We start from the raw sequence: 21,148 nt of genomic DNA, 5'->3' as shown, positions 1-21,148 counted from the left end.
GGGCGAGGCCGGAGGTCGGGCGCCGAACTGGCAGGGCTCCGACGGCAGTTAGGCCGGTGGCTGCTTGGACGTATGTGTCGTCGCCATGCAGACTACCGATGGGCAGTCGAACAGAATTATGGGCCCCGAACCGACGGCGTGTCACAACGCCGGGGGATCAGCGCCCCGTTCCGCGGCGCGAAGCCCCGATCCCGCTAAGGAGCAGTTGCGTTGAGTGTGGTTCTCTTTCGCAGGCCGGCCCGTCGCCGAGGCCCCGACATGCCCGAGGGCGAGCTGAGCCTGCAAGAACCCCCGACGCTCCCGGAGACCGTGCCGGACAGCTCGGCGGTCTGGACGTACCTGCCGATGGCCATGATGTCCGTGTCCATGATGATGATGTTCATCAGGCCGGGCGGCGGCAACAGCTCCTTCACCTACATAGCGCTGGGCATGATGGTGCTGGCCTCCGCGGCCATGATGGTCGGTCAGGTCATGCGCAAGTCCGGCGAACGCAAGCAACGGCTGCGCGGCGAACGCCGGGACTACCTGCGCTATCTCACCCAGATCAGACGCCAGGTCCACCGGGCCGTCGTCGAACAGCAACTGGCCCTCGCCTGGCGGCACCCGCACCCCCGGACGCTGCGCGCGATGGTCCGCACCACCCGGCTGTGGGAACGGCGGGTCAAGGACGAGGACTTCGGCGAGGTCCGGATAGCCGTCGGCGAACAGCAGTTCGCGATGCGGCTCAACCCGCTGTCCACCAAGCCCGTCGAGGACCTGGAACCGCTCAGCGCGCACGCCCTGCGCCGCTTCATCCGCGCCTACAGCACCGTCCCCGGCCAGCCCATCGCGCTCTACCTGCGGTCCTGGTCGCGGGTGCTGACCCGCGGTGACGAGAACGCCACGCGTGCCATGGTCCGCGCGGCGTTGTGCCAGCTCGCGGTGTTCCACCCGCCGGAGGAGCTGTGGATCGCGCTGTGCGTCCCGGACGAGAGGCGCGCGGACTGGGAGTGGGTCAAGTGGCTGCCCCACAACCTGCATCCGCAGGAGCAGGACGGCGCCGGCGCCGCCCGCATGGTGGCCGGCACCTTCAACGACCTGGAGGACCTGCTGGGCGCCGAGTTCACCGAGCGCCCGGTCTTCGACCCGGACGCCGTGCCGGGCCGGGACGAGCCCTACACGGTGATCGTGGTCGACGGCGTCACCGTGCCCGCCGGTCACCGCCTGGACGGCCCCGGCTTCCGCAACACCGTCGTGCTGGACCTCTCCGGAGCCTTCACCTGGCGCCCCGGCCGCACCACCCTGCGCCTCGACGTGACCCCGGAGGCGGTCCGCCTGGTGCGCACCGACCGCAGCCGCAAGGAGCAGACCACCCTCCTCGGCCGCCCCGACCGGGTCGGGCCCGTCGCGGCCGAGGCACTGGCCCGGCTGCTCGCCCCGTACCGCATGAGCCTGGCCGTGGACGTCGCCGAACCCCTCAGCGCCGACGTGCAGCTGACCACCCTGCTCGGCATCCCCGACCTGCACCGGCACACTCCCGACACCCTCTGGAAGCGCCACACGGGGGCCGCCCGGCTGCGGGTCCCCGTCGCGGTGGGCGCCGACGGCACCCCCGTGGAACTCGACATCAAGGAGTCCGCGCAGGGCGGCATGGGCCCGCACGGCATGCTCATCGGCGCCACCGGCTCCGGCAAGAGCGAGCTGCTGCGCACCCTGGTCCTCGGACTGGCCCTCACCAACTCCTCCGAGACCCTGAACTTCGTCCTGGTCGACTTCAAGGGCGGCGCGACCTTCCTCGGCCTGGACGAACTCCCGCACACCTCCGCCGTCATCACCAACCTCGCGGACGAAGTCGCCCTGGTGGAACGCATGCAGGACGCCCTGCACGGCGAACTCATGCGACGCCAGGAGCTGCTGCGGGCGGCCGGCAACTACACCTCCGCCCTGGAGTACGAGAAGGCCCGCGCCTCCGGCACCCCGCTGACGCCGCTGCCCAGCCTCTTCGTCGTCGTCGACGAGTTCAGCGAACTCCTCGCCGCGCATCGCGAGTTCATGGACCTCTTCGTGATGATCGGGCGCCTCGGCCGGTCGCTGGGCGTGCATCTGCTGCTCGCCTCCCAGCGCCTGGACGAAGGGCGCATGCACCAGCTGGAGAGCCATCTGTCCTACCGGATCGGCCTGCGCACCTTCTCGGCCATGGAGAGCCGCGGAGTGCTCGGTGTCCCGGACGCCTACCAGCTGCCCTCGCAGCCCGGCGCCGGCTATCTCAAGAGCGGGGTGGAGGCGCTGACCCGGTTCCGCGCCGCCTACGTCTCGGGGCCCTACCGGCGGCGCCGCGGCGCGGCCGTGCAGGCCAGGGTCGCCAGCCAGGTCGTGCCCTGGACGGCCGGCTGGGTGGTCCCGCGGACCACCGCCGCCCCGGCCCCCCTGCCGGAGGAGGAGACGGAGTCCGCCGAGAGCCTGCTGGCCGTGGCCGTCGACCGGCTGCGCGACTCCGGCCCCGGGGCCCACCAGGTCTGGCTGCCGCCGCTCGACGAGCCGCCCACCCTGGACGCCTTGCTCCCCGGCCTCGAACCCACCGCCGACCGCGGCCTGAGCGCCACCCGCTGGCCCGGCACCGGCCGGCTGCGGGTCCCCGTCGGCCTGGTCGACAAGCCCTTCGACCAGCGACGCGAGCCGCTGGTGCTGGACCTGTCCGCGGGCGGCGGCCATGTCGCGATCGCCGGCGGCTCGCAGAGCGGCAAGTCCACCGTGCTGCGCACTCTCCTCGCCTCCCTGGCCCTCACCCACACCCCGGCCGAAGTGCAGTTCTACTGCCTCGACTTCGGCGGCGGCACCCTCTCCTCGCTCGCCGGGCTGCCGCATGTCGGCGGGGTCGCCTCCCGGCTCGACAGCGAGCGGATCAGCCGCACGGTGGCCGAGGTCACCGCCGTCCTCAACCACCGCGAGCAGTTCTTCCTCGACCACGGGATCGACTCCATGGCCGGCTACCGGCGGCGGCGCGCGGCCGGCGAGTTCGCCGACGAGAAGCACGGGGACGTCTTCCTGGTCGTGGACGGCTGGGCCCAGGTCAAGCAGAACTTCGACCACCTGCTGCCCACCTTCAACCAGCTCGCCACCGGCGGTCTCAACTACGGCATCCACCTCGTCGTCACCACCACCCGCTGGGTGGAACTGAGCGCGCAGGTCCGCGACCAGAGCGCGACCCGGCTGGAGCTGCGGCTCGGCGACCCCATGGACTCCGTGGTGGACGTGCGCAAGGCCGCCGTCGTGCCCCGGCTGCCGGGACGCGGCCTCACGATCGACGGCAAACTCCACTTCCTGACCGCGCTGCCCCGGCTCGACGGCGCCGTCACCACGGAGGACCTCGTCGACGGCGTCACCGCCCTGGTGGAGAGGACCGCCGCGCACTGGCCGGGCGAGCCCGCGCCCGCCGTCCGGATGCTGCCGCACCGGCTGCCGGCCTCGGCGCTGCCCGCCCCCGAGCTGGGCGACGGGCTGCGGCTGCCGTTGGGCCAGGACGAGGAGAAGCTCTCCACGGTGTGGCACGACTTCAGCCGCACCCCGCACCTGGTGGCGGTCGGCGACACCGAGAGCGGCAAGACCAACCTGCTGCGGCTCGTCGCGCAGGCCGTCACCGCCCGCTACGCTCCCCACGAGGCGCGGGTCCTGGTCGTCGACTACCGGCGCGAGCTCGTGGACGCCGTCCCGCCGGAGTACCAGCTCGGCCACGCCGTCTCCGTCGACGCCCTCAAGGAACTCGTCGCCGGCTCGGCGCGCGCGCTCAAGACCCGGCTGCCGGGGCCGGACATCACCCCGGCCCGGATGCGTCTCGCCGACTGGTGGAACGGGCCCCGGCTGTTCGTACTGGTCGACGACTACGACATGGTGGTCGGCAGCGGCAACTACGACCACCCCTTCGCCCCGCTCTTCGACCACCTGGCCCTGGGGCACGAGCTGGGACTGCACGTCGTCGCGGTCCGCTCCGCCACCGGCGCGGGCCGCGGCCTCAACGACCAGTTGCTGCGCCGTCTGGACGAGGTCAACACCCCGGGGGTGCTGCTGTCCTGCCCGCCGTCGGAGGGTTACGTCTTCGGCAACATCAAGCCGCGCAACCTGCCGCCGGGCCGTGCGCAGTACATCGCCCGGCGCAAGGCGAATTTGATCCAGACGGCGCTGGCGCAGCCGGCGGAGCCCGCCGGGGGAGGGGAAGCGGAAGGGGAAGGCGGGAACGCCTGACGGAGGGCGCCCGGGAGTGCCGGGCGCCCTCCGCGTTCGGCTCCGGACGTCCGGGCCTCGGCTCCGCCCCTCAGCTCCGGGCGCCGCCGGGTTCGTCGGCGGCCGGGGCGCCGGCCGGCCGCCAGTTGCGGGTGCGGGCCCGGGGGAGGGCCAGGGCGGCCCAGATCACCAGGAGGACCAGGGCCGCGCCCGCCGCCGCGAACAGCCCGGCCCGCCGGACCGGTCCGGCCGCGTCGTCCCCGGGCAGATGAAGCGGGGCCTGTGGCGCGGGGGCCGCGGCCCGCACGGGCGTCTGAGGGACCACCCCGGTCACCGCCGCGAACGGGTCGAGCCGGGGGACGTCGTCCGGGTAGGCGCTCGCGGTGAGGCGGGCGGCCGTCTGCGCGGCCGTCAGGTCCGGGTGGGAGGAGCGCACCAGGGCCGCCGCCCCGGCCGCGTACGCGGCGGCGAAGGAGGCTCCCGAGCCGATGAAGTGCCCGCTGCCGCGCGGCCCGATCCCGACCACCCCGTCGCCGGGGGCCGCCAGGTCGGCGGCGCGCGGCAGCAGGGCGTCGTCCGGACGCTGTCCCCGCGCGTCGACGTCCAGCACCGACAGCACACCGGACTGCGCGGCGGGCCAGTACGCCCGGGGGACCGGGGCCTCGTCCCGGGCCGAGGACCCGGTCGCGGGGTCGGGCACGGCCGCCGCCACCACCAGCACGTCCTTCGCCAGGGCCGCCTCGACGGACTTCGTCAGCGCGGGCGACCCCTGGGCCAGAGCCGACGAGACGGTGATCACGTCGGCGCCGGCCGCCGTCGCCTCGGCGATCCCCGACGCGACGCTCTGCGCCGTGGCCGCGCCCCGTTCGTCCGTGCCGCGCACCGCGAGGATCCTCGCCCGCCGGGCGACCCCCGCGAACCGCACGCCGTCGGCCGTGGCCGCCGCGACCAGCCCCGCGACGAACGTCCCGTGTCCCACGCAGTCCTGGCCCGCCGCCCCGACCGCGGTGACCCGGCCGGACAGGGCGGGCGCCTTGATGGACACCCCGGTGTCCACCACCGCCACCGTCACCCCGGCGCCGTCCGAGAACGGCCAGGTGGCCGTGAGCTGGAGGTTCCCCTGCTCCCAGGGCGCGGTGGTGGCCCGCTGGGCGGAGGCCCCGGTGCAGGCGGCGTCCGCGTCCAGACGTGCGGGCATCACGGGCAGCCGCACCGGGCCGTCGTCCGCGGCTGCGGTCTCCTGCCCGCTCACCAGCGGAAGGAGGGTTCCCAGGCACAGGGAGACGGTCAACATCCGTGCCGTACGCGGGAGATGAGCCAGTCGGGGGCGGCGAGACATGATCCGCATCCTACGGGCAGCCGCCGCCCGTGAGCGGCCCTCCCCTCGCCCCACCCCTCGCTCCCCGGACCGCCGCGGACGGCTCTCCGGTCAGCTCTCCCCGGCCGGCGTCCGCATCCCCGGCACGTCGTCGGGCAGCAGGAGCCGCAGGTCGTCCAGGCCCGGTGCGGCCATGGCGCTGACCCGGCCCGCCTGCCGGGTCATCATGGACTCCAGCACCTGCCGGGCCAGCCGCCCGTTGCCGAAGAAGCGGTCCCGCGGCAGGGAGTCGAAGTACGCGCGCAGCAGCGCGCCGACCCCGGGCCCGCACTCGTAGCCCGAGGCGTCCGCGTGCATGCGGACGATGGTGACCAGCTCGTCGGAGGTGTAGTCGGCGAACTCGACGCGCCGGGAGAACCGCGACGACAGGCCCGGGTTGGACGCCAGGAAGGACTCCATCTCCCGGGTGTAGCCGGCCACGATGACGACCACCTCGTCACGGTGGTCCTCCATCAGCTTCAGCAGGGTGTCGACCGCCTCCTGGCCGAAGTCGGAGCCGGAGGAGCCGCCCGCCGGCGTGAGCGTGTAGGCCTCGTCGACGAACAGCACGCCGCCGCGCGCCCGTTCGAAGACCTCGCGGGTCAACTGCGCGGTGTGGCCGACGTAGCGGCCCACCAGATCGGCCCGCGCCACCTCGACGAGCTGACCCTGCGGCAGCACCCCGAGCGAGACCAGCAGTTCGCCGTAGAGCCGGGCGACGGTGGTCTTGCCGGTGCCGGGCGGTCCGGTGAAGACGAGATGGTGGCTGACCCGGGGGCTCGGCAGCCCCGCGGCCTCCCGCCGTCGGGCGGTCGACAGCAGGTTGACCAGATCGGTGACGTCCCGCTTCACGGCCGCCAGCCCCACCATCGCGCCGAGCCGCGCCAGGGGATCGCCGCCCCCGGACTCGTCCGCGTCCCCGTGCGGGCCGGCCGGGACCTGCGCCCCGGTGTCCTCGGCGAGCAGCAGGCTCAGGTCCCGTTCGCTCACCTCGGGTCGGGCGGCCAGCCGTACCGCCTGCCGGTCGACCATCTCCTCGAACACCTGGCGGGCGGCGCGGCCGTTGCCGAACGCGGCGTCCTTGGGCATGCGTTCGAAGTGCGCGGCGAGCGCCGCTCCGGCGCCCTCGCCCAGCTCGTACTGGTGCCGCGCGCACATGCTCTCCACGATGGCCACCAGCTCGTGCACCGCGTAGTTCTCGAACTCCACGGTCCGCGAGAAGCGGGAGGCCAGCCCGGGGTTGCTGTTGAGGAAGGACTGCATCTCCCCCGAGTAGCCGGCCGCGACGACCACCACGTCCTCGCGGTGGTCCTCCATCAGCTTCAGCAGGGTGTCCACGGCCTCCCGTCCGAAGTCGGGGCCCGAACGCCCGCCGTCGGCGGTCAGGGTGTAGGCCTCGTCGATGAACAGCACCCCGCCCAGAGCCCTGTTGAAGGTCTCGGTGGTCTTGATGGCGGTGCCGCCGATGACCTGCGCGACCAGATCGGCGCGCGAGACCTCGACCAGGTGCCCGGAGCGCAGCGCGCCCAGCTGGGCCAGGACGGTGCCGTAGAGGCGGGCGACGGTGGTCTTGCCGGTGCCGGGCGGGCCGGAGAACACCAGATGGCGGCTCATCGGCGGTGCCTGCATGCCCAACTGCGCTCGGCGCTGGGCGAGTTGAGTGAGGTTGACGAGGGTGCGGACCTGCTGCTTCACGTTCGACAGTCCGATCAGCGCCTCCAGTTCGGCGAGCGGACCGTTCTGCTCGGGCGCGTCCGGGCCGTCCGGCGTGGTGCCCGCCGGGTCGGTGCCCTCGGCGTCGCCGTATCCCCAGGCGTCGCGACGGCCGTTGCCGCCGGAGGTGAGGCCCTCGACCGCCAGCCGGTCGCCGGGCTGGGACTGGACCAGGCCGCTGCCCGCGTTGTCGCGGACCGTGCAGTTGACGACGGACACCGGCAGGGTGGTCTCCACTCGCAGCCCGTCCTTGCCACTGCCGGCCAGGGTGCACCCGTTCAGCGCGGCCCGCCCGCCCTGCCGGATCACCGCGCCGCACTCCGGGGCGCCCACGACCTGGAGCCGGGCGCCGGTCAGCTCGCCGTCCGCCTCGACGACCACGCCGTCGGCGCCGGCCTCGCGGATCTCGCAGTCGCGGGCCGTGACGGTCCCGTCCGCGCCCACGGACAGGCCTGCGGCGGTCGGCGCGAGCACGGTGGTGCCGCCGACGTAGAGATTGCCCGCGCTCTCCACCTGGATGCCCGCCCCGCCGGTCCGGGCGATCTCGCTGTCCTCCAGCCGGCCCCGGCCGTCCTTGACGACCTCGACGCCGTTGCCGCCCGCGCCGCTGATCCGGGCGCGGCGGATCATCGGGTTGGCGCCGGTCGCGATCCGGATCGCTGCGCCCGCGGCGTCGATCACCTCCACGCGGTCGAGCTCGGCGGTGGACTCCTCCTCCAGCAGCAGGGCGGCCGCGGCGGCGCAGTCCCGCACCGTCAGCGAGGCCAGCGACGGCGAGCCGGAGCCGGTCACCCGCAGCGCGGGCGCCTGGGAGGAGTCCAGCCAGCAGTCCTCGTAGGTGCCGCGCCCCCGGTCGGTGACCAGCAGGCCGTTGCCCGTCGTGCGGGCCGTGCGGCAGCGGCGCAGCAGCGGGTCGCTGCCCTGCGACACGACGAAGGCCGGACCGGTGGTCGCGGTGACCCTGACGTCCTCCAGCACGGTCCGGGAGGCACTGCTCACCAGCACCCCGATCGCCACGTCGTGGACGACCGTGCGCAGCACGCGGGTGGTGCTGCTGCCCTCCAGCGCCACGGCCGGCTGGTCGGTGGAGGAGATGTCGCAGTCCTCGACGGACCCCTGGGCGTCGCCGTTGGCCAGGATCCCGTTGGCCCGCGCGTCGCGCACGGTGCAGCCGCGCACCGTGGCCCGGCCGCGTTCGCCGATGACCACGCCGGACGTGCCCAGATGCTCCACGGTGCAGGACTCGAGCGAGCTCTCCACGGCCGAGGTGACGACCACCCCGGCCCCCGTGCCGTTGCTGATCCGGCAGTCGCGCATGGCCAGCGAGCCGGTCTCCCGGGCGAGGACGGCCGTCCACGCGGAGCCGGTCACGTCGCAGCCTTCCAGTGCCGCCTGACCGCGGACCGCGTCCACGACGGGCAGGTCCTCGTCCCGGCCGCGCAGCACCAGGTCGGTGAGCATCACCGCGTCGGCGCGCAGGCTGACCGCGCTGCCGCGCCGGGGGCGTATCTCCACCGTCCCCCGCGACTGTTCGGCGACGATGGTCACGCGGGTGCCGACGACGAGATTCTCCTCGTAGGTCCCGGGCCCCACGCTGATCACCGCGCCGCTGCGCGCCCCCGCCAGCGCTTCACCGATCGTGCGGAAGCCGCCGGATCCGTCGGGGCGGACCGTCAGTACCTGGCGTGACACGCGCTCTCCATCTCTCGCAGCCCCTCACGGCGCCGGTCGCCCCGTGGCAGGGTGCCGACGGCCCCATCATGCCTGTCGGCAAGGGGTGTTGACACGTCGGCCCGAGTGTCAGGCGCCGGTCCCGTGAGCCGTCGTGTCCCAGTCCAGGCGGAGCACGGCCAGGTCGTCGGTGTGCCGGTCGGCGTTGAGCGTGCGGGTCCTGGCGATGAGCTGGTCGAGGTGGGCGCTCGGGTCGGTGGCCCCGATGGTGTCGATGATGCCCAGCAGGCCTTCCACGCCGAGCCGGGTGCCGCCGGTGTCCGCGAAGCCCTCGATGAGGCCGTCGGTGTAGGCGACGAGGGAGCCGCGCACGGGCAGCCGGAGGGTGGTGGACGGCCACTTGCCCAGACCGGGGGCGACCCCGAGCGCGATCCCGTGGGACGCGGCCACCTGACGGGCGCCGTCGGGAGTGATGAGCAGGGGCTCGTGATGACCGGCCAGGTGCAGGGTGAGGGTGCCCGCGGCGGTGTCCAGCGTGATCAGGGTGCAGGTGGTGAACAGGTCGCTGCCGGTGCGTTCGGCGATGTGGAGGCGCTCCAGCAGGTGGAGCAGCTGCTGGTCGCGGTGACCGCCGAGGGTCAGGGCACGCCAGGCGATGCGCAGACAGACACCGAGCGCGGCGGCGTCGGGACCGTGCCCGCTGACGTCACCGATCACGGCGTGCACCTGCCCGTCGTCGGTCTGGACGACGTCGAGGAAGTCCCCGCCCAGCAGGGCCTGCGCCCGTCCCGGGTAGTAGCGGCTGGAGGCGGTGACGGCGGACGCGGACAGCAGCGGTTCGGGCAGCAGCCCGCGTTCGAGGCGCGCGTTCTCCTCGGCCCGCAGCCGGCCGATCTGGAGCGCGGCGTTGGCCCGCTCGGCCTGCTTGCGCTGGACGGCGTAGCGGACGGCCCGCTGCATCAGGTCCGGCTCGACCTTGCCCTTGATCAGGTAGTCCTGCGCACCGGCGGCGAGGGCGTCGACTCCCGCGCGCGGTTCGTCCAGCCCGGTCAGGACGATGATGGCGGCCTCGGTGTCCGTCTGGATGGCCTGCACGGTCTCCACGCCGGAGGCGTCCGGCAGGTGCAGGTCCAGCAGGACGCAGTCGACCCTGCCCGAGGCGAGCGAGATCCGCGCGTCCGCGGCCGTACGGCAGCGGACGAGGGTGTGCGGCAGATCCGTGTCGTAGAGGAGTTCCTCGACCAGCAGGGCGTCCCCGTCGTCGTCCTCCACCAGCAGAATGCGGTACGGCTCGGCGCGGCCCGCGGCTTGGTAGGTCACTGCTCGGTCTCTCTCTCCGCGGCGGCCGCGGGAGCGGCCGGGGAGACGGGGAGGGTGAAGACGACGCGGGTGCCCGGCGTGTGACCGGGGTCGATCCCGATCGTGCCGCCGTGGAACTCCACGACCTTCTTGCACATGGCCAGGCCGATACCCGTGCCCGGGTAGGCGTCCTTGGTGTGCAGCCGCTGGAAGAGGACGAACACCTTCTCCTGGAACTCCGGCGCGATACCGATGCCGTTGTCGGCGACGGCGAACTTCCAGTCCTCGCCGTCGGCCGCGCAGCTGATGTGGATCCGCGGGGCGCGGTCGGGGCTGCGGAACTTGATGGCGTTGGAGAGCAGGTTCTGCCAGAGCATGCCCAGTTGGGTGCTGTCCCCGACGACGCCGGGCAGCGGGTCGTGCGTGATCTCGGCGCCGCTCTCCTCGACGGCCACGCTGAGCGAGTCGAGGACGGCGCCCAGCGTCTCCTCCAGATCCACGCTCCGTTGGTCGTTGTGCACCCGGCCGACCCGGGAGAAGGCCAGGAGGTCGTTGATCAGGACCTGCATCCGGTTGGCGCCGTCCACGGCGAAGGCGATGTACTGGTCGGCCCGCTCGTCGAGCTGACCGCCGTAGCGCCGTTGCAGGAGCTGGGTGAAGCTGGACACCTTGCGCAGGGGTTCCTGGAGGTCGTGCGAGGCGACGTAGGCGAACTGCTCCAGCTCCGCGTTCGAGCGTTTGAGGTCGGCGGCCTGTTCGTCCAGGAGCGTGCGGGACGTCTCGCTGGACTCCAGTTCCCGCACCAGGCGCAGGCGCATCGATTCCACGTCCGAGGCCAGCCGGCGCAGATCGGCGGGTCCGGTCCCGGTGATGGCCCGGTCGAAGCGGCCCTCGGCCACCTCGCGGGCGGCCAGGCCCAGCCGGTCGAGCGGACCGGTGACGGTGCGCCGCAGACCCTCGAAGACCAGAGCCGCCAGCAGGACGATGACGAGCGCGATGAGGGCGAACACCCAGTTGCGCAGGGTGACCGAGCGACGCAGGTCCCGGGTGGCCGCCGTCCGCTCGGTCTGGAGATGCGCCTGCTGGCGCGCCATCGCGTGCCGCAGCGCGTCGAAGGTCGACTTGCCCTCCGTCGCCCGCAGGCCGGCCAGCTTCACGGCGTCCCCGGCGGAGGCGGTCGAGACGGGCCGGGCTATCCGCTCCTGCCAGCGGCCGGCGAGCGTCTCCACGGCGGCCAGGTCGGCGCGGGCCCGGGTGTCCCCCTGGACCAGGGGCCGCAGCCTGCGCAGCGCGGCCCGCTCGTCGGCCACGCCCTGCTCGTACGGCTGGAGGAAGTCCGCCTCGCCGGAGAGCCCGTAGCCGCGGACGCCCGTCTCCTGGTTGACCAGGGCCTCCTCCACCTGGAGCGAGGCGATCAGGGCGGGGGAGCGCCGGTCCACCAGCTCGCCGGTCAGCTGAGAGGTACGCCACATCGCCCAGCCGCCCAGCGACCCCAGCACGGCCAGGACGACCAGCGCGGCCGCGACCCCGGCCTGAAGCCGGCGCCGGACGGTCCACCCTGCGAACGGTCCCTCGGTGGCGGACGGCCTGCTGCTCATCGCGGTGCGCACTCTTCCTGGACGGCGGGACCACGACGGGGCGCGCGGCAACCACACTGTACCCACCACCCGACAACACATGTTGTCCCCGGTGAGATCGTCGTTCTAGGGTGGGGCCATGTCTGGACCACCTCCCCCTCACCGGCCACCCGGCCACGAGACGACCGCGCTGGTCGTCCAGGTGGTCGACGAGCTCGCCGGACGGCTCGCGCAGGACATCGCCGGGCCGCCCGCGGGACGCGCGGACCCGGTCGGCGACCCCCGGCGGCACGCCCTGGAACGGCTGCGCGTCCTCGCCGGCGTGAAGGAGGCCGTCCGGCACCTGGAGGACCAGGCGGCCCGGACCGCGGCGGCGAACGGCGCGGGCTATCCCGAGATCGGCGAGGCCGTGGGCATCAGCCGCCAGGGAGCCCGGCGCCGCTGGCCCGGACTGACCGCCCACCCCGCACACGGCACCACCCCCGACACACACCCCGGAGCTCGTGAATCATGGCCGCCGCCGCAATCCGCCCCTACGACGTCCTGCTGATCGAAGACGACGTCGCCGACGCCATGCTCATCCAGGACGCCCTGGCCGAGCGGGGCACCCGCAACCTCACCCAGGTCTCCGACGGCATCGAAGCGCTGGAACACCTGCGGGACCCGGACAACCCGCGTCCCGACCTGATCGTCCTCGACCTCAACATGCCGCGGATGAACGGGCGTGAGTTCCTCGCCGTGGTGAAGGAGGACGCCGACCTGCGCACGATCCCGGTCGTCGTCCTGACCACGTCCGCCGCCCCCGACGACGTCACCGGCGCGTACAGCCACCACGCCAACGCCTACGTCACCAAGCCGGTGAACCTCGACGAGTTCGAGGCGGCGGTCCGCAGCATCGACGCGTTCTACCTCGACATCGCCGTCAAGCCCCCCAAGCCGTAGGGCCCGCGCGAGGGCCATCCGAAGGGCGGCGCAGGGGCCGCCGCGACGCCGCGGGGCCTGTGCTCCCGCATTGTTCATGCCCCGGCAGGGGGTGTGATGCACAGTGGTGGGTACACGCATCGGGCGTGACACACGGGGCCGAAGGTTGAGAGCATTGGGTTCAGATTCCGGTACTGACGGCGGTGAGCCGCCGCACGCGTCGATGACGCGGCAGAGCGTGGCACTGGACGGGTCGGGCGGCTGCATCGCCGAGGCCCGCCGGCTGGCGACCGCTTTCCTCGCCCGTGCCGGAGCCGAGCACGGCCTGTCGGTCTCCGACCGGGCGGTCAGCATGGCGCAGCTGGTGGTGAGCGAACTGGTCACCAACGCGCGCAAGTACGCCCCCGGACCGCTCCTGATGGAACTGGGCATCGCCCCGGCCTGGGTCGAGGTGGTCGTGTGGGACAGCGCTCCGGTGCTGCCCGTGGCGCAGGCCGCTGACCCGGGCCGGGTCGGACAGCACGGCCTGGAGATCGTGATGGCCGTGGTCCAGAGTTTCGACGTGCGGCGCGAGGCCGTCGGCAAACGCATCACGGTCCGCATAGCCCTCCAGGACGACCCCGAGGGCGACCTCGTGCAGCGTCCGCTCTCCTAGGGGGCGGGGCGGGGCGGGCGGTCAGGACGGGGGAGCGGGCAGGGGCATCGCGTTGAGCGCCCGGGCCGCGTGGACGAGGTTGGAGGCCATGGCCCGGCCGGTGGACGCGGCCCAGTCGTGCCCCCGGCGGTCGTCGAGGTAGTCGGCGCCGGGGCCGGGACCGAGGTGCCAGTAGGTCCAGGCCTGGCCGGGGATGGTGAAGCCGATGTCCCCCAGCGCGCCGCTGATCTCGCTGATGACGTGATGGGCGCCGTCCTCGTTCCCGGTGACCAGCACACCGGCCACCCGGTTGTAGGCGACCGGGCGTTCCTCGTCGTCTGTCTCGGAGAGCATCGCGTCGAGACGTTCGAGCACGCGCTGGGCGACCGAGGAGGGACGGCCGAGCCAGGTCGGCGAGGCGATGATCAGGATCTCGGACGCGAGCACCTTCTCGTGCACGGCGGGCCACTCGTCACCCTGTCCCATGTCGGTCTCCACCCCCGGCCGCAGGTTGAGGTCGACGGCCCGTACGACGTCCACCTCCACCCCGTGCCCGCGCAGTGCCGTGACGACGGTGCCGGCGAGGGCCTCGGTGTTCGAGGTCTGCGGAGACGGCTTGAGTGTGCAGTTGACGACGAGTGCGCGCATGGAACCACCTGTTCCCCGATCGGCGGCTCCTGCACGGGCGGGCGCGTACCTCTTCTCCCGGACGGTGCGCGGCCGCGCGGCAACACCCCCGCTGACCGGGCAAGATGGGCAGATCGGGTGATGTCGCGGGGATCGGGGGAAGAAGGGGCGGGAACCGACAGGAGGTCGTCGTGGAGGGTGGAGATCTGGAACTGGGCGAGTTGCTGGCCGCCGCGGAGGCGGCCCCGCCCGGAGAGTCCGTCGATGTGGTGGCGCACGACCTGCAGAAGCGCTTCGGTGCCGAGCGGGTGTCCTTCTTGTTCGTCGACCTGATCGGCCGGCGGCTGGTCCGGCTCACCGGGGCCGGCGGTGAGGCCTCCGGGCGGAGCGAGCCCGTCGAACTGCTGGGGAGCGTCTACGACGAGGTGCTGCGCAGCCAGCGCCAGCACGTGGAGCCGGACGGACAGGGCGGGCGGCGCGTGATCACGCCGGTCACCAACCGCGGTGACTGCATCGGGGTCCTGGAGGTGACCTTGCAGTCGGCCGACGAGACCGTGCTGCGCCAGGTCCGCGACGCGGCGCACGCGCTGGCCTACATCATCGTCACGGACCGCCGGTTCACCGATCTGTACCACCTGGGCCGGCGCACCACCGAGACCAGCCTGGCCGCGGAGATCCAGCACCAGCTGCTCCCGTCGTCCCCCTGCTGCGAGGCGGCCCAGTTCACCCTGGCCGCCGGGCTGGTCCCGGCCGACGACATCGGGGGCGACACCTACGACTACACCCTCGACCGCGACACCCTGCACCTGTCCATCACCGACGCCATGGGCCACGACACGAACTCGGCGCTGCTGGCCACCCTGCTGGTCGGGGCGCTGCGGCGGGCTCGCCGCAGCGGCGGCGACGCGCTCGATCAGGCCGAGCACGCCCATCGGGCCCTGCTGGGCCACAGCCGGGGTCTGGCGACCGGGCAGCTGCTCTGCGTCGATCTCCCGACGGGCCGGTGCGAACTGGTCAACGCGGGTCATCCGTGGCCGCTGCGGCTGCGGGACGGAGTCGTCGAGGAGGTCCGGCTCGCCGTCAACCTGCCCTTCGGCGTGGCGGCCCCGACCGCCTTCCGGGTGCAGGAGCTCCAGTTGCGGCCGGGGGACCGCCTGGTCCTGTTCACCGACGGAATGCAGGAGCGCGGTGCGTCGGCGGTGGACCTGGCCTCGGTGGTCCACGACACCCGCGCGCAGCATCCGCGGGAAGCCGTGCGGAGCCTGACCTCCGCGGTGCTCGACGCCTGCCGCGGCAACCTCAGGGACGACGCCACCGTGCTGATACTGGACTGGCACGGCGCTCGCGGCGGGGCGGCGGCCGGGAAGAGACCCGACCGGCGCCGGTGACCCGCGAGGGGCCGCGGCGCGTGCGTCCCGCGACCCGGCCCGGCGGGGGAGCTCAGCCGGCCAGCGCCTGTTCGACGGTGGGGTGGCAGGGGATGAGGGTGTCGATGCCGACCATGCGCAGCAGCCGCACGACGGACTCCTGGGCGCCGGCGATGCGCAGCCAGCCGCCGGCCTCGCTCACGCGCCGGTGCGCCGCCACGAACACGTTGATGCCGCTGGAGTCCATGAAGGTCACGCCGCGCAGGTCCGCCACGATCCGGGGCGGCGCCGGGGCGTCCCGCGACACCAGCGCCGAGCCGAGGACGTCCCGTACGTCGTGGTCGATCTCGCCGTGCACGGTCACGACGAGGACGCCGTCGACGATCACCTGGTGGGCGGAGAGCCGGCCGGGCCGGTCTTCCTTCTGAATGTCGCTCACCGTCTCCTCGACCGTGCCTGAGCCCGCCCCCCGAGGGCGTGCGCGGACGATTCTGCCCCACGACCACCGCCTCGCGCACCCGGACGGCCGTACCCGTTGACCTCCCGGACGGTCCGATCGCGACGAGTGCGTACCCACCGGTAGGGCAGGGCGCCCCCGGCGGGGCCCCCGGCCGGTCGCGCACTGCGCGTACCGGCGACTTTCACACCCCCGTCACCCGGCCCTTCCCTGACGTTCGGTGCCCTTGGAACACTCCTTGCGCGCGCATTGCGCCATGAACCGGCAGGCGCAGCCCTTCCGTACGAGAGGTGCCTCACCCATGCCCGAAGTCAACCGGCGCCGTTTCCTCCAACTCGCGGGCGCCACGACGGCGTTCACCGCGCTCTCCAACAGCATCGAACGCGCCGCGGCGCTGCCCGCGAACCACCGCACCGGGTCGATCGAGGATGTCGAGCACATCGTCGTCCTCATGCAGGAGAACCGCTCCTTCGACCACTACTTCGGCAAGTTGAGGGGGGTCAGGGGCTTCGGCGACCCGCGCCCGGTCACCCTCGCGAACGGCAAGTCGGTCTGGCACCAGCCGGACGCCACCGGCAAGGACGTCCTGCCCTTCCACCCCGACGCGGACGACCTGGGACTCGCCTTCATCCAGGACCTCCCGCACGGCTGGAACGACGGCCACGCCGCCTTCGCCGGCGGCCGGTACGACAAGTGGGTGCCCGCCAAGAGCGCCACGACGATGGCGTACCTGACCCGGGAGGACATCCCCTTCCACTACGCGCTCGCCGACAGCTTCACCGTCTGCGACGCCTACCACTGCTCCTTCATCGGCTCCACCGACCCCAACCGCTACTACCTGTGGAGCGGTCACACCGGCAACGACGGCACGGGCGGCGGCCCGGTCCTCGGCAACGACGAGGCCGGCTACAGCTGGACGACGTACCCCGAACGCCTGGAGAAGGCCGGGGTCTCCTGGAAGATCTACCAGGACGTCGGCGACGGCCTGGACGCGGCCGGAAGCTGGGGCTGGATCCAGGACGCCTACCGCGGCAACTACGGCGACAACTCGCTGCTCTACTTCAAGCAGTACCAGAACGCCGTGCCGGGCGACCCGCTGTACGACAAGGCGCGCACCGGCACCGACGCGCGGACCGGCGAGGGCTACTTCGACCGGCTGAAGGCGGACGTCAAGGGCGGCCGGCTGCCGCAGATCTCCTGGGTCGTCGCCCCCGAGGCCTTCACCGAGCACCCCAACTGGCCCGCGAACTACGGCGCCTGGTACATCGCCCAGGTGCTCGACGCGCTCACCGCCGACCCGAAGGTGTGGGCGAAGACGGCGCTGTTCGTCACCTACGACGAGAACGACGGCTTCTTCGACCACCTGCTGCCGCCGTTCCCGCCCGCCTCGGCGGCCCAGGGCCGCTCCACGGTCGACGTCACCCGCGACGTCTTCCCGGGCGACAGCGGCCACACCGCGGGGCCCTACGGACTCGGCCAGCGCGTCCCGATGCTCGTCGTCTCGCCCTGGAGCAAGGGCGGTTACGTCTGCTCCGAGACCCTCGACCACACCTCGGTCATCCGCTTCATGGAGCGCCGCTTCGGCGTCCACGAGCCGAACATCTCGCCGTGGCGGCGGGCGGTGTGCGGCGATCTGACCTCCGCGTTCGACTTCTCCCGCCGGGACACCCGGCCCGTCTCCCTGCCCGCCACCGACGGCTACGAGCCCCCGGACCGGGTACGTCACCCGGACTACGTGCCCGTCCCGCCGGCCCACCCCGTCCTGCCCAAGCAGGAGCGCGGCACGCGGCCCACCCGTCCGCTCCGTTACGCGCCGTCCGTGGACGCCGCGGTGGACCCGACCGCCGGCACCCTGAGCCTGACCTTCGCCTCCGGGCCCCGGGCGGGCGCCGCCTTCCTGGTCACCTCCGGCAACCGCGCCGACGGGCCGTGGAGTTACACCACGCAGGCCGGCCGCACCGTCTCCGACACCTGGGACCCGGCCCGTTCCGGCGGCTCCTACGACCTGACCGTCCACGGCCCGAACGGCTTCCTGCGCGGCTTCAAGGGAGCGGGCAGGGCGGCCGGGGCCGAGGTGACCGCCCGGCACGCCGGGGACGACCTCGAACTGACCTTCACCCACCGGGGTCACGGCACGGTCGAGCTCCGGGTGTCCGACGGCTACGGCGGCAGGCCCACGACCGTCAGGCTGCGGCCCGGCGCCGTCGTCCGGCGCACCCTGGACCTGCGGGCGAGCCACCGGTGGTACGACCTCACCGTCACGTCCGGCTCGGACCCGGCGTTCCTCAGGCGGCTCGCGGGACACGTCGAGAACGGCAGGCCCGGCGTCAGCGACCCGGCGATCGCCACGGAGTGACCCGCGCGGGCCGAAGGCGCGGCAAATGGGCGGTGCACACCGCATCGTGGGGGCTGGTCAGGTCCGGGCGGGCTCGGGGTAGTGTGCCCCGGTGACCACGCAATCGAACACACCTTCAGGTTGGTACCCGGACCCGCACGGGGCCGACCGGACCCTGCGGTACTGGGACGGCACCCGGTGGACCGAGCACACCCACGCGGAGGGCGCCGGCCAGGCCGCGCCGACGGTGCCCCCGCAGGCGGGCCCGGACGACCGGGTCCGGCGTCAGGTGCAGCAGCAGGCCGGGGTCGCGGCGAGCGGCCCCGGCGGCGGCACGCTGTTCAGCGAGCCGGTGCTGGTGGTGAACCAGAAGGCCAAGCTGATCGAGCTGACCAACGAGTACAAGGTCATGGACCAGCAGGGCAACCAGCTCGGCTCGGTCGTCCAGGTCGGCCAGAGCGCGCTGCGCAAGGTCATTCGCTTCGTCGCCAGCATCGACCAGTACCTGACGCACCGGCTGGAGATCCGGGACGTCCACGGACAGCCCGTGCTCCTGCTGACCCGCCCGGCGAAGATCTTCAAGTCGCGGGTGGTCGTGACCCGGCCGGACGGCGCCACGGTCGGTGAGATCGTCCAGCAGAACGTCTTCGGGAAGATCAACTTCGCGATCAACGCGGACGGCCGGCAGATCGGCGCGATCAAGGCCGAGAACTGGCGGGCGTGGAACTTCGCGATCGTCGACCACGACGGCAACGAGGTCGCCCGCATCACCAAGACGTGGGAGGGCCTCGCCAAGACGATGTTCACCACCGCGGACAACTACGTCCTCCAGATCCACTACCAGTTGCCCGAGCCGCTGCTGAGCCTGGTGGTCGCCACGGCGCTGACGGTGGACACCGCACTGAAGCAGGACGCCCGCGGCCTGGGCTGACGCCCACTCCCACCCGCGAGACCCGGCCGACGCGCCCGCCGCCCACGCGGCCGTGCCGTCCGCCCGGACGTGACCCCGCCGTCGGCGGGGTCACGTCTTTTCCTGCGGAAGCGCGGGAGCGCGTCGGGTCCCGGACCTCTCGGGTCAGAGCGGCGTGAGATGTTCCGGGCCGGGGGCCGGGCGGGGCAGGAGTGCCGGTTCGGGTGACGCGGTCTCCGGCCTGAGGGCCAGCACCGCGGCCACGGGGTGGTCCTCGTCCTCGACGGCGGCCGGTTCCGGCGCGGCCCGGGAGAGCAGCACCACACCCCGGCCCGCTATCCCCGCCCCCGCGAGGGCGAGCAGCACACCCGCCGCCCCGCCCTGGAGGCGTTCGCCGAGGAGCGCGAGGCCGATCACCGCGGCGGCCACCGGGTTCGCCAGGGTGACCATCGCCAGCGGCGCGCCGAGCCCGTCGCGGTAGGCGGTCTGCGAGAGCAGCAGCCCGGCCGTCGCGAAGGCCGCGACCAGCAGCGCCACCCCGATCACCTGCACGCTCAGCAGCGGGCCCGAGCGGTCCGTCGCGGCCACCGTGACGGTCTGGGTGAGGGCCGAGGCGACGCCGGACGCGAACCCGGAGGCGGTCGCGTGCCGCAGGCCCGGCCTCGCGCCGCGGCGGGCGAGCAGTCCGATGAGCGCCGCCGTGGCGCCGGCCACGGCCACCGCCTCCGGCATGCTCAGGACGTCCTCGGGGGCCGGGCCCGAGGCCGTGACCAGGATCGCGGCGAGCCCGGCCAGGGTGAGGGCGGTGCCCCGCCACTCGGCGGCGCGCACCCGGCGCCCCGCGACGCGCGCGCCCATCGGTACGGCCGCGACCAGGGTGAGCGCGCCGAGCGGCTGCACCACGGTGAGCGGCCCGTACCGCAGGGCGACCACGTGCAGCACCGCGGCCGCCGCGTTGAGGCCGACCGAGCACCACCAGGCGCCGTTGCCGAGCAGCCGCAGCAGCCCCGTGCCGGGGTGCCGGGCGGCCAGCCGCTCCTGGGCGACGGCGGCGGCCGCGTAGGCGGCGGCGGAGAAGAGGGACACGACGACGGCGGTCAGGGTGGCGTTCATCGGGCCGCTCCCACGAGGACCGGCTCCTCGGCCGGGACGACGGTGCGCGCGCCCGGTACCGCCGAGGTGACGGCGGGCCGGGGCGGGCGGATCAGGGCGAGGGCGAGGCCGAGCAGCACGGCCGCGGCGATCGCGTCGAGCCAGTAGTGGTTGGCGGTGCCCACGATGACGAGCAGGGTGAGCGCCGGATGCAGCAGCCACAGTCCACGCCACCGCGACCGGGTGGCGACGATCAGGCCGATCGCGACCATCAGTGCCCAGCCGAAGTGCAGGGAGGGCATCGCGGCGAACTGGTTCGACAGATGGTCGGTGCGGGGCGGGCCGTACACCGAGGGCCCGAACACGCGCGCGGTGTCGGTCAGCCCGGTCGCCGCCAGCATCCGCGGCGGGGCGAGGGGGAGGGCGAGGTGCAGCACGAGGGCGGCGGCGGTGACCGCGGCCAGCACCCGGCGGGCCCACACGTAGTGGGCCGGGCGGCGCAGGTAGAGCCAGATCAGGAAGGCCAGGGTCGCCGGGAAGTGCACGGTCGCGTAGTAGGTGTTCGCGATCCGGACGAGGGTGTCGCCGTGGAGCAGCAGGGACTGCACGGAGCCCTCCTCCGGCAGCCGCAGCAGGCGTTCGAGGTGCCACACGTCGTGCGCGTTGCGGAAGGCCTCGCCGGTGTGCCCGGCGGCCAGCTGCCGGCCCAGTTTGTAGACGACGAACAGTCCCGCGACGAGCAGGAGCTCGCGGACTACGGGCGGCCGCGCCGGCGTGACCGGCTCCCCTTGTGCAGGCTCGGTGCGGGCATTCATCCCCCGGCCCCTTCACTGACGGTGGTGCGTGAGGTGGTGCTGCCGTGCTCATTACTCGTGCATGCACCATCGATACGGTGTCGTATCGATACGTCAGTGTACCGGTACGCCCGCGTACCGGTACACTGACGTATCGATTGATGTGCGCCACACTGGACCTAGGCTCCTGCCGGGGC

The 21,148-nt window shown here is 73.3% G+C and carries 15 protein-coding genes; 7 read left to right on the top strand and 8 right to left on the bottom strand.

Going from position 1 to position 21,148, the window contains the following annotated elements; genetic code table 11:
• Positions 1-258 precede the first annotated feature (258 nt).
• The gene (eccCa, locus tag Saso_RS28815) at positions 259-4,218 is read left to right on the top strand and encodes a type VII secretion protein EccCa (protein WP_189928168.1); all 3,960 of its coding nucleotides are present in this window, start codon (positions 259-261) and stop codon (positions 4,216-4,218) included.
• 70 nt (positions 4,219-4,288) lie between these two features.
• Here eccCa and Saso_RS28810 read toward each other — a convergent pair whose 3' ends face one another.
• The 4 genes from Saso_RS28810 to Saso_RS28795 all read right to left on the bottom strand — a co-directional run bounded on the left by Saso_RS28810 (position 4,289) and on the right by Saso_RS28795 (position 11,835).
• Positions 4,289-5,536, bottom strand: coding sequence for a S8 family serine peptidase (locus tag Saso_RS28810; RefSeq protein ID WP_372442505.1), 1,248 nt, complete (start codon positions 5,534-5,536; stop codon positions 4,289-4,291).
• Positions 5,537-5,626: 90 nt separating this feature from the next.
• A complete protein-coding gene (locus Saso_RS28805; RefSeq protein ID WP_189928164.1) occupies positions 5,627-8,959 on the bottom strand; it encodes a right-handed parallel beta-helix repeat-containing protein in 3,333 nt (1,110 codons plus the stop codon).
• 108 nt (positions 8,960-9,067) lie between these two features.
• Positions 9,068-10,258: a PP2C family protein-serine/threonine phosphatase gene (locus tag Saso_RS28800; protein ID WP_189928162.1), complete on the bottom strand. Its 1,191-nt coding sequence runs from the start codon at positions 10,256-10,258 to the stop codon at positions 9,068-9,070.
• Entirely contained in the window at positions 10,255-11,835 is a 1,581-nt protein-coding gene (locus Saso_RS28795) for a sensor histidine kinase (RefSeq protein WP_189928160.1), read from the bottom strand. The genes Saso_RS28800 and Saso_RS28795 overlap by 4 nt, the downstream gene beginning before the upstream one ends.
• 118 nt (positions 11,836-11,953) lie before the next feature.
• Here Saso_RS28795 and Saso_RS28790 point away from each other — a divergent pair, with 118 nt between their 5' ends.
• The 3 genes from Saso_RS28790 (at position 11,954) to Saso_RS28780 (ending at position 13,390) form a co-directional block, all read left to right on the top strand.
• On the top strand, positions 11,954-12,364 hold the full coding sequence (locus tag Saso_RS28790) for a hypothetical protein (RefSeq protein ID WP_189928158.1): 411 nt from the start codon (positions 11,954-11,956) through the stop codon (positions 12,362-12,364).
• Positions 12,325-12,756 carry a response regulator gene (locus Saso_RS28785; protein WP_189928156.1) on the top strand — a complete coding sequence of 144 codons (432 nt, stop codon included), beginning with the start codon at positions 12,325-12,327 and terminating at the stop codon, positions 12,754-12,756. Before Saso_RS28790 ends, Saso_RS28785 begins: the two co-directional genes overlap by 40 nt.
• A gap of 202 nt (positions 12,757-12,958) precedes the next feature.
• Positions 12,959-13,390, top strand: coding sequence for an ATP-binding protein (locus tag Saso_RS28780; protein ID WP_189928154.1), 432 nt, complete (start codon positions 12,959-12,961; stop codon positions 13,388-13,390).
• A 21-nt stretch (positions 13,391-13,411) separates the two neighbouring features.
• On the opposite strand, the gene Saso_RS28775 is transcribed toward Saso_RS28780, so the two are convergent.
• Positions 13,412-14,017: a flavodoxin family protein gene (locus tag Saso_RS28775; protein ID WP_189928153.1), complete on the bottom strand. Its 606-nt coding sequence runs from the start codon at positions 14,015-14,017 to the stop codon at positions 13,412-13,414.
• Positions 14,018-14,187: 170 nt separating this feature from the next.
• Between Saso_RS28775 and Saso_RS28770 the strand changes: the two genes are divergently transcribed.
• Positions 14,188-15,384, top strand: a complete 1,197-nt coding sequence (locus Saso_RS28770) for a PP2C family protein-serine/threonine phosphatase (protein WP_189928152.1) — start codon at positions 14,188-14,190, stop codon at positions 15,382-15,384.
• Positions 15,385-15,436: 52 nt separating this feature from the next.
• On the opposite strand, the gene Saso_RS28765 is transcribed toward Saso_RS28770, so the two are convergent.
• A complete protein-coding gene (locus Saso_RS28765) occupies positions 15,437-15,802 on the bottom strand; it encodes an STAS domain-containing protein (protein WP_189928150.1) in 366 nt (121 codons plus the stop codon).
• Between the two features lie 319 nt (positions 15,803-16,121).
• Between Saso_RS28765 and Saso_RS28760 the strand changes: the two genes are divergently transcribed.
• Entirely contained in the window at positions 16,122-18,176 is a 2,055-nt protein-coding gene (locus Saso_RS28760) for a phosphocholine-specific phospholipase C (RefSeq protein WP_189928148.1), read from the top strand.
• 91 nt (positions 18,177-18,267) lie between these two features.
• On the top strand, positions 18,268-19,086 hold the full coding sequence (locus Saso_RS28755) for a phospholipid scramblase-related protein (protein WP_189928146.1): 819 nt from the start codon (positions 18,268-18,270) through the stop codon (positions 19,084-19,086).
• 144 nt (positions 19,087-19,230) lie between these two features.
• On the opposite strand, the gene Saso_RS28750 is transcribed toward Saso_RS28755, so the two are convergent.
• Both Saso_RS28750 and Saso_RS28745 read right to left on the bottom strand, forming a co-directional pair.
• Positions 19,231-20,178, bottom strand: a complete 948-nt coding sequence (locus Saso_RS28750; RefSeq protein ID WP_189928144.1) for a DMT family protein — start codon at positions 20,176-20,178, stop codon at positions 19,231-19,233.
• Entirely contained in the window at positions 20,175-20,972 is a 798-nt protein-coding gene (locus Saso_RS28745) for a phosphatase PAP2 family protein (RefSeq protein ID WP_189928142.1), read from the bottom strand. The genes Saso_RS28750 and Saso_RS28745 overlap by 4 nt, the downstream gene beginning before the upstream one ends.
• Positions 20,973-21,148: the final 176 nt, after the last annotated feature.

The sequence above is a fragment of the Streptomyces asoensis genome (assembly GCF_016860545.1).
In the GTDB taxonomy this organism is placed as follows: domain Bacteria; phylum Actinomycetota; class Actinomycetes; order Streptomycetales; family Streptomycetaceae; genus Streptomyces; species Streptomyces asoensis.
This window is presented reverse-complemented; position numbering and strand designations above follow the sequence as displayed.

Bases quoted from the DNA above. Each gene is read 5' to 3' on its own strand.
- eccCa (WP_189928168.1), top strand. From the start codon at position 259: ATGCCCGAGGGCGAGCTGAGCCTGCAAGAACCCCCGACGCTCCCGGAG.
- Saso_RS28810 (WP_372442505.1), bottom strand. From the start codon at position 5,536: ATGTCTCGCCGCCCCCGACTGGCTCATCTCCCGCGTACGGCACGGATG.
- Saso_RS28795 (WP_189928160.1), bottom strand. From the start codon at position 11,835: ATGAGCAGCAGGCCGTCCGCCACCGAGGGACCGTTCGCAGGGTGGACC.
- Saso_RS28790 (WP_189928158.1), top strand. From the start codon at position 11,954: ATGTCTGGACCACCTCCCCCTCACCGGCCACCCGGCCACGAGACGACC.
- Saso_RS28785 (WP_189928156.1), top strand. From the start codon at position 12,325: ATGGCCGCCGCCGCAATCCGCCCCTACGACGTCCTGCTGATCGAAGAC.
- Saso_RS28780 (WP_189928154.1), top strand. From the start codon at position 12,959: ATGACGCGGCAGAGCGTGGCACTGGACGGGTCGGGCGGCTGCATCGCC.
- Saso_RS28775 (WP_189928153.1), bottom strand. From the start codon at position 14,017: ATGCGCGCACTCGTCGTCAACTGCACACTCAAGCCGTCTCCGCAGACC.
- Saso_RS28760 (WP_189928148.1), top strand. From the start codon at position 16,122: ATGCCCGAAGTCAACCGGCGCCGTTTCCTCCAACTCGCGGGCGCCACG.
- Saso_RS28750 (WP_189928144.1), bottom strand. From the start codon at position 20,178: ATGAACGCCACCCTGACCGCCGTCGTCGTGTCCCTCTTCTCCGCCGCC.
- Saso_RS28745 (WP_189928142.1), bottom strand. From the start codon at position 20,972: ATGAATGCCCGCACCGAGCCTGCACAAGGGGAGCCGGTCACGCCGGCG.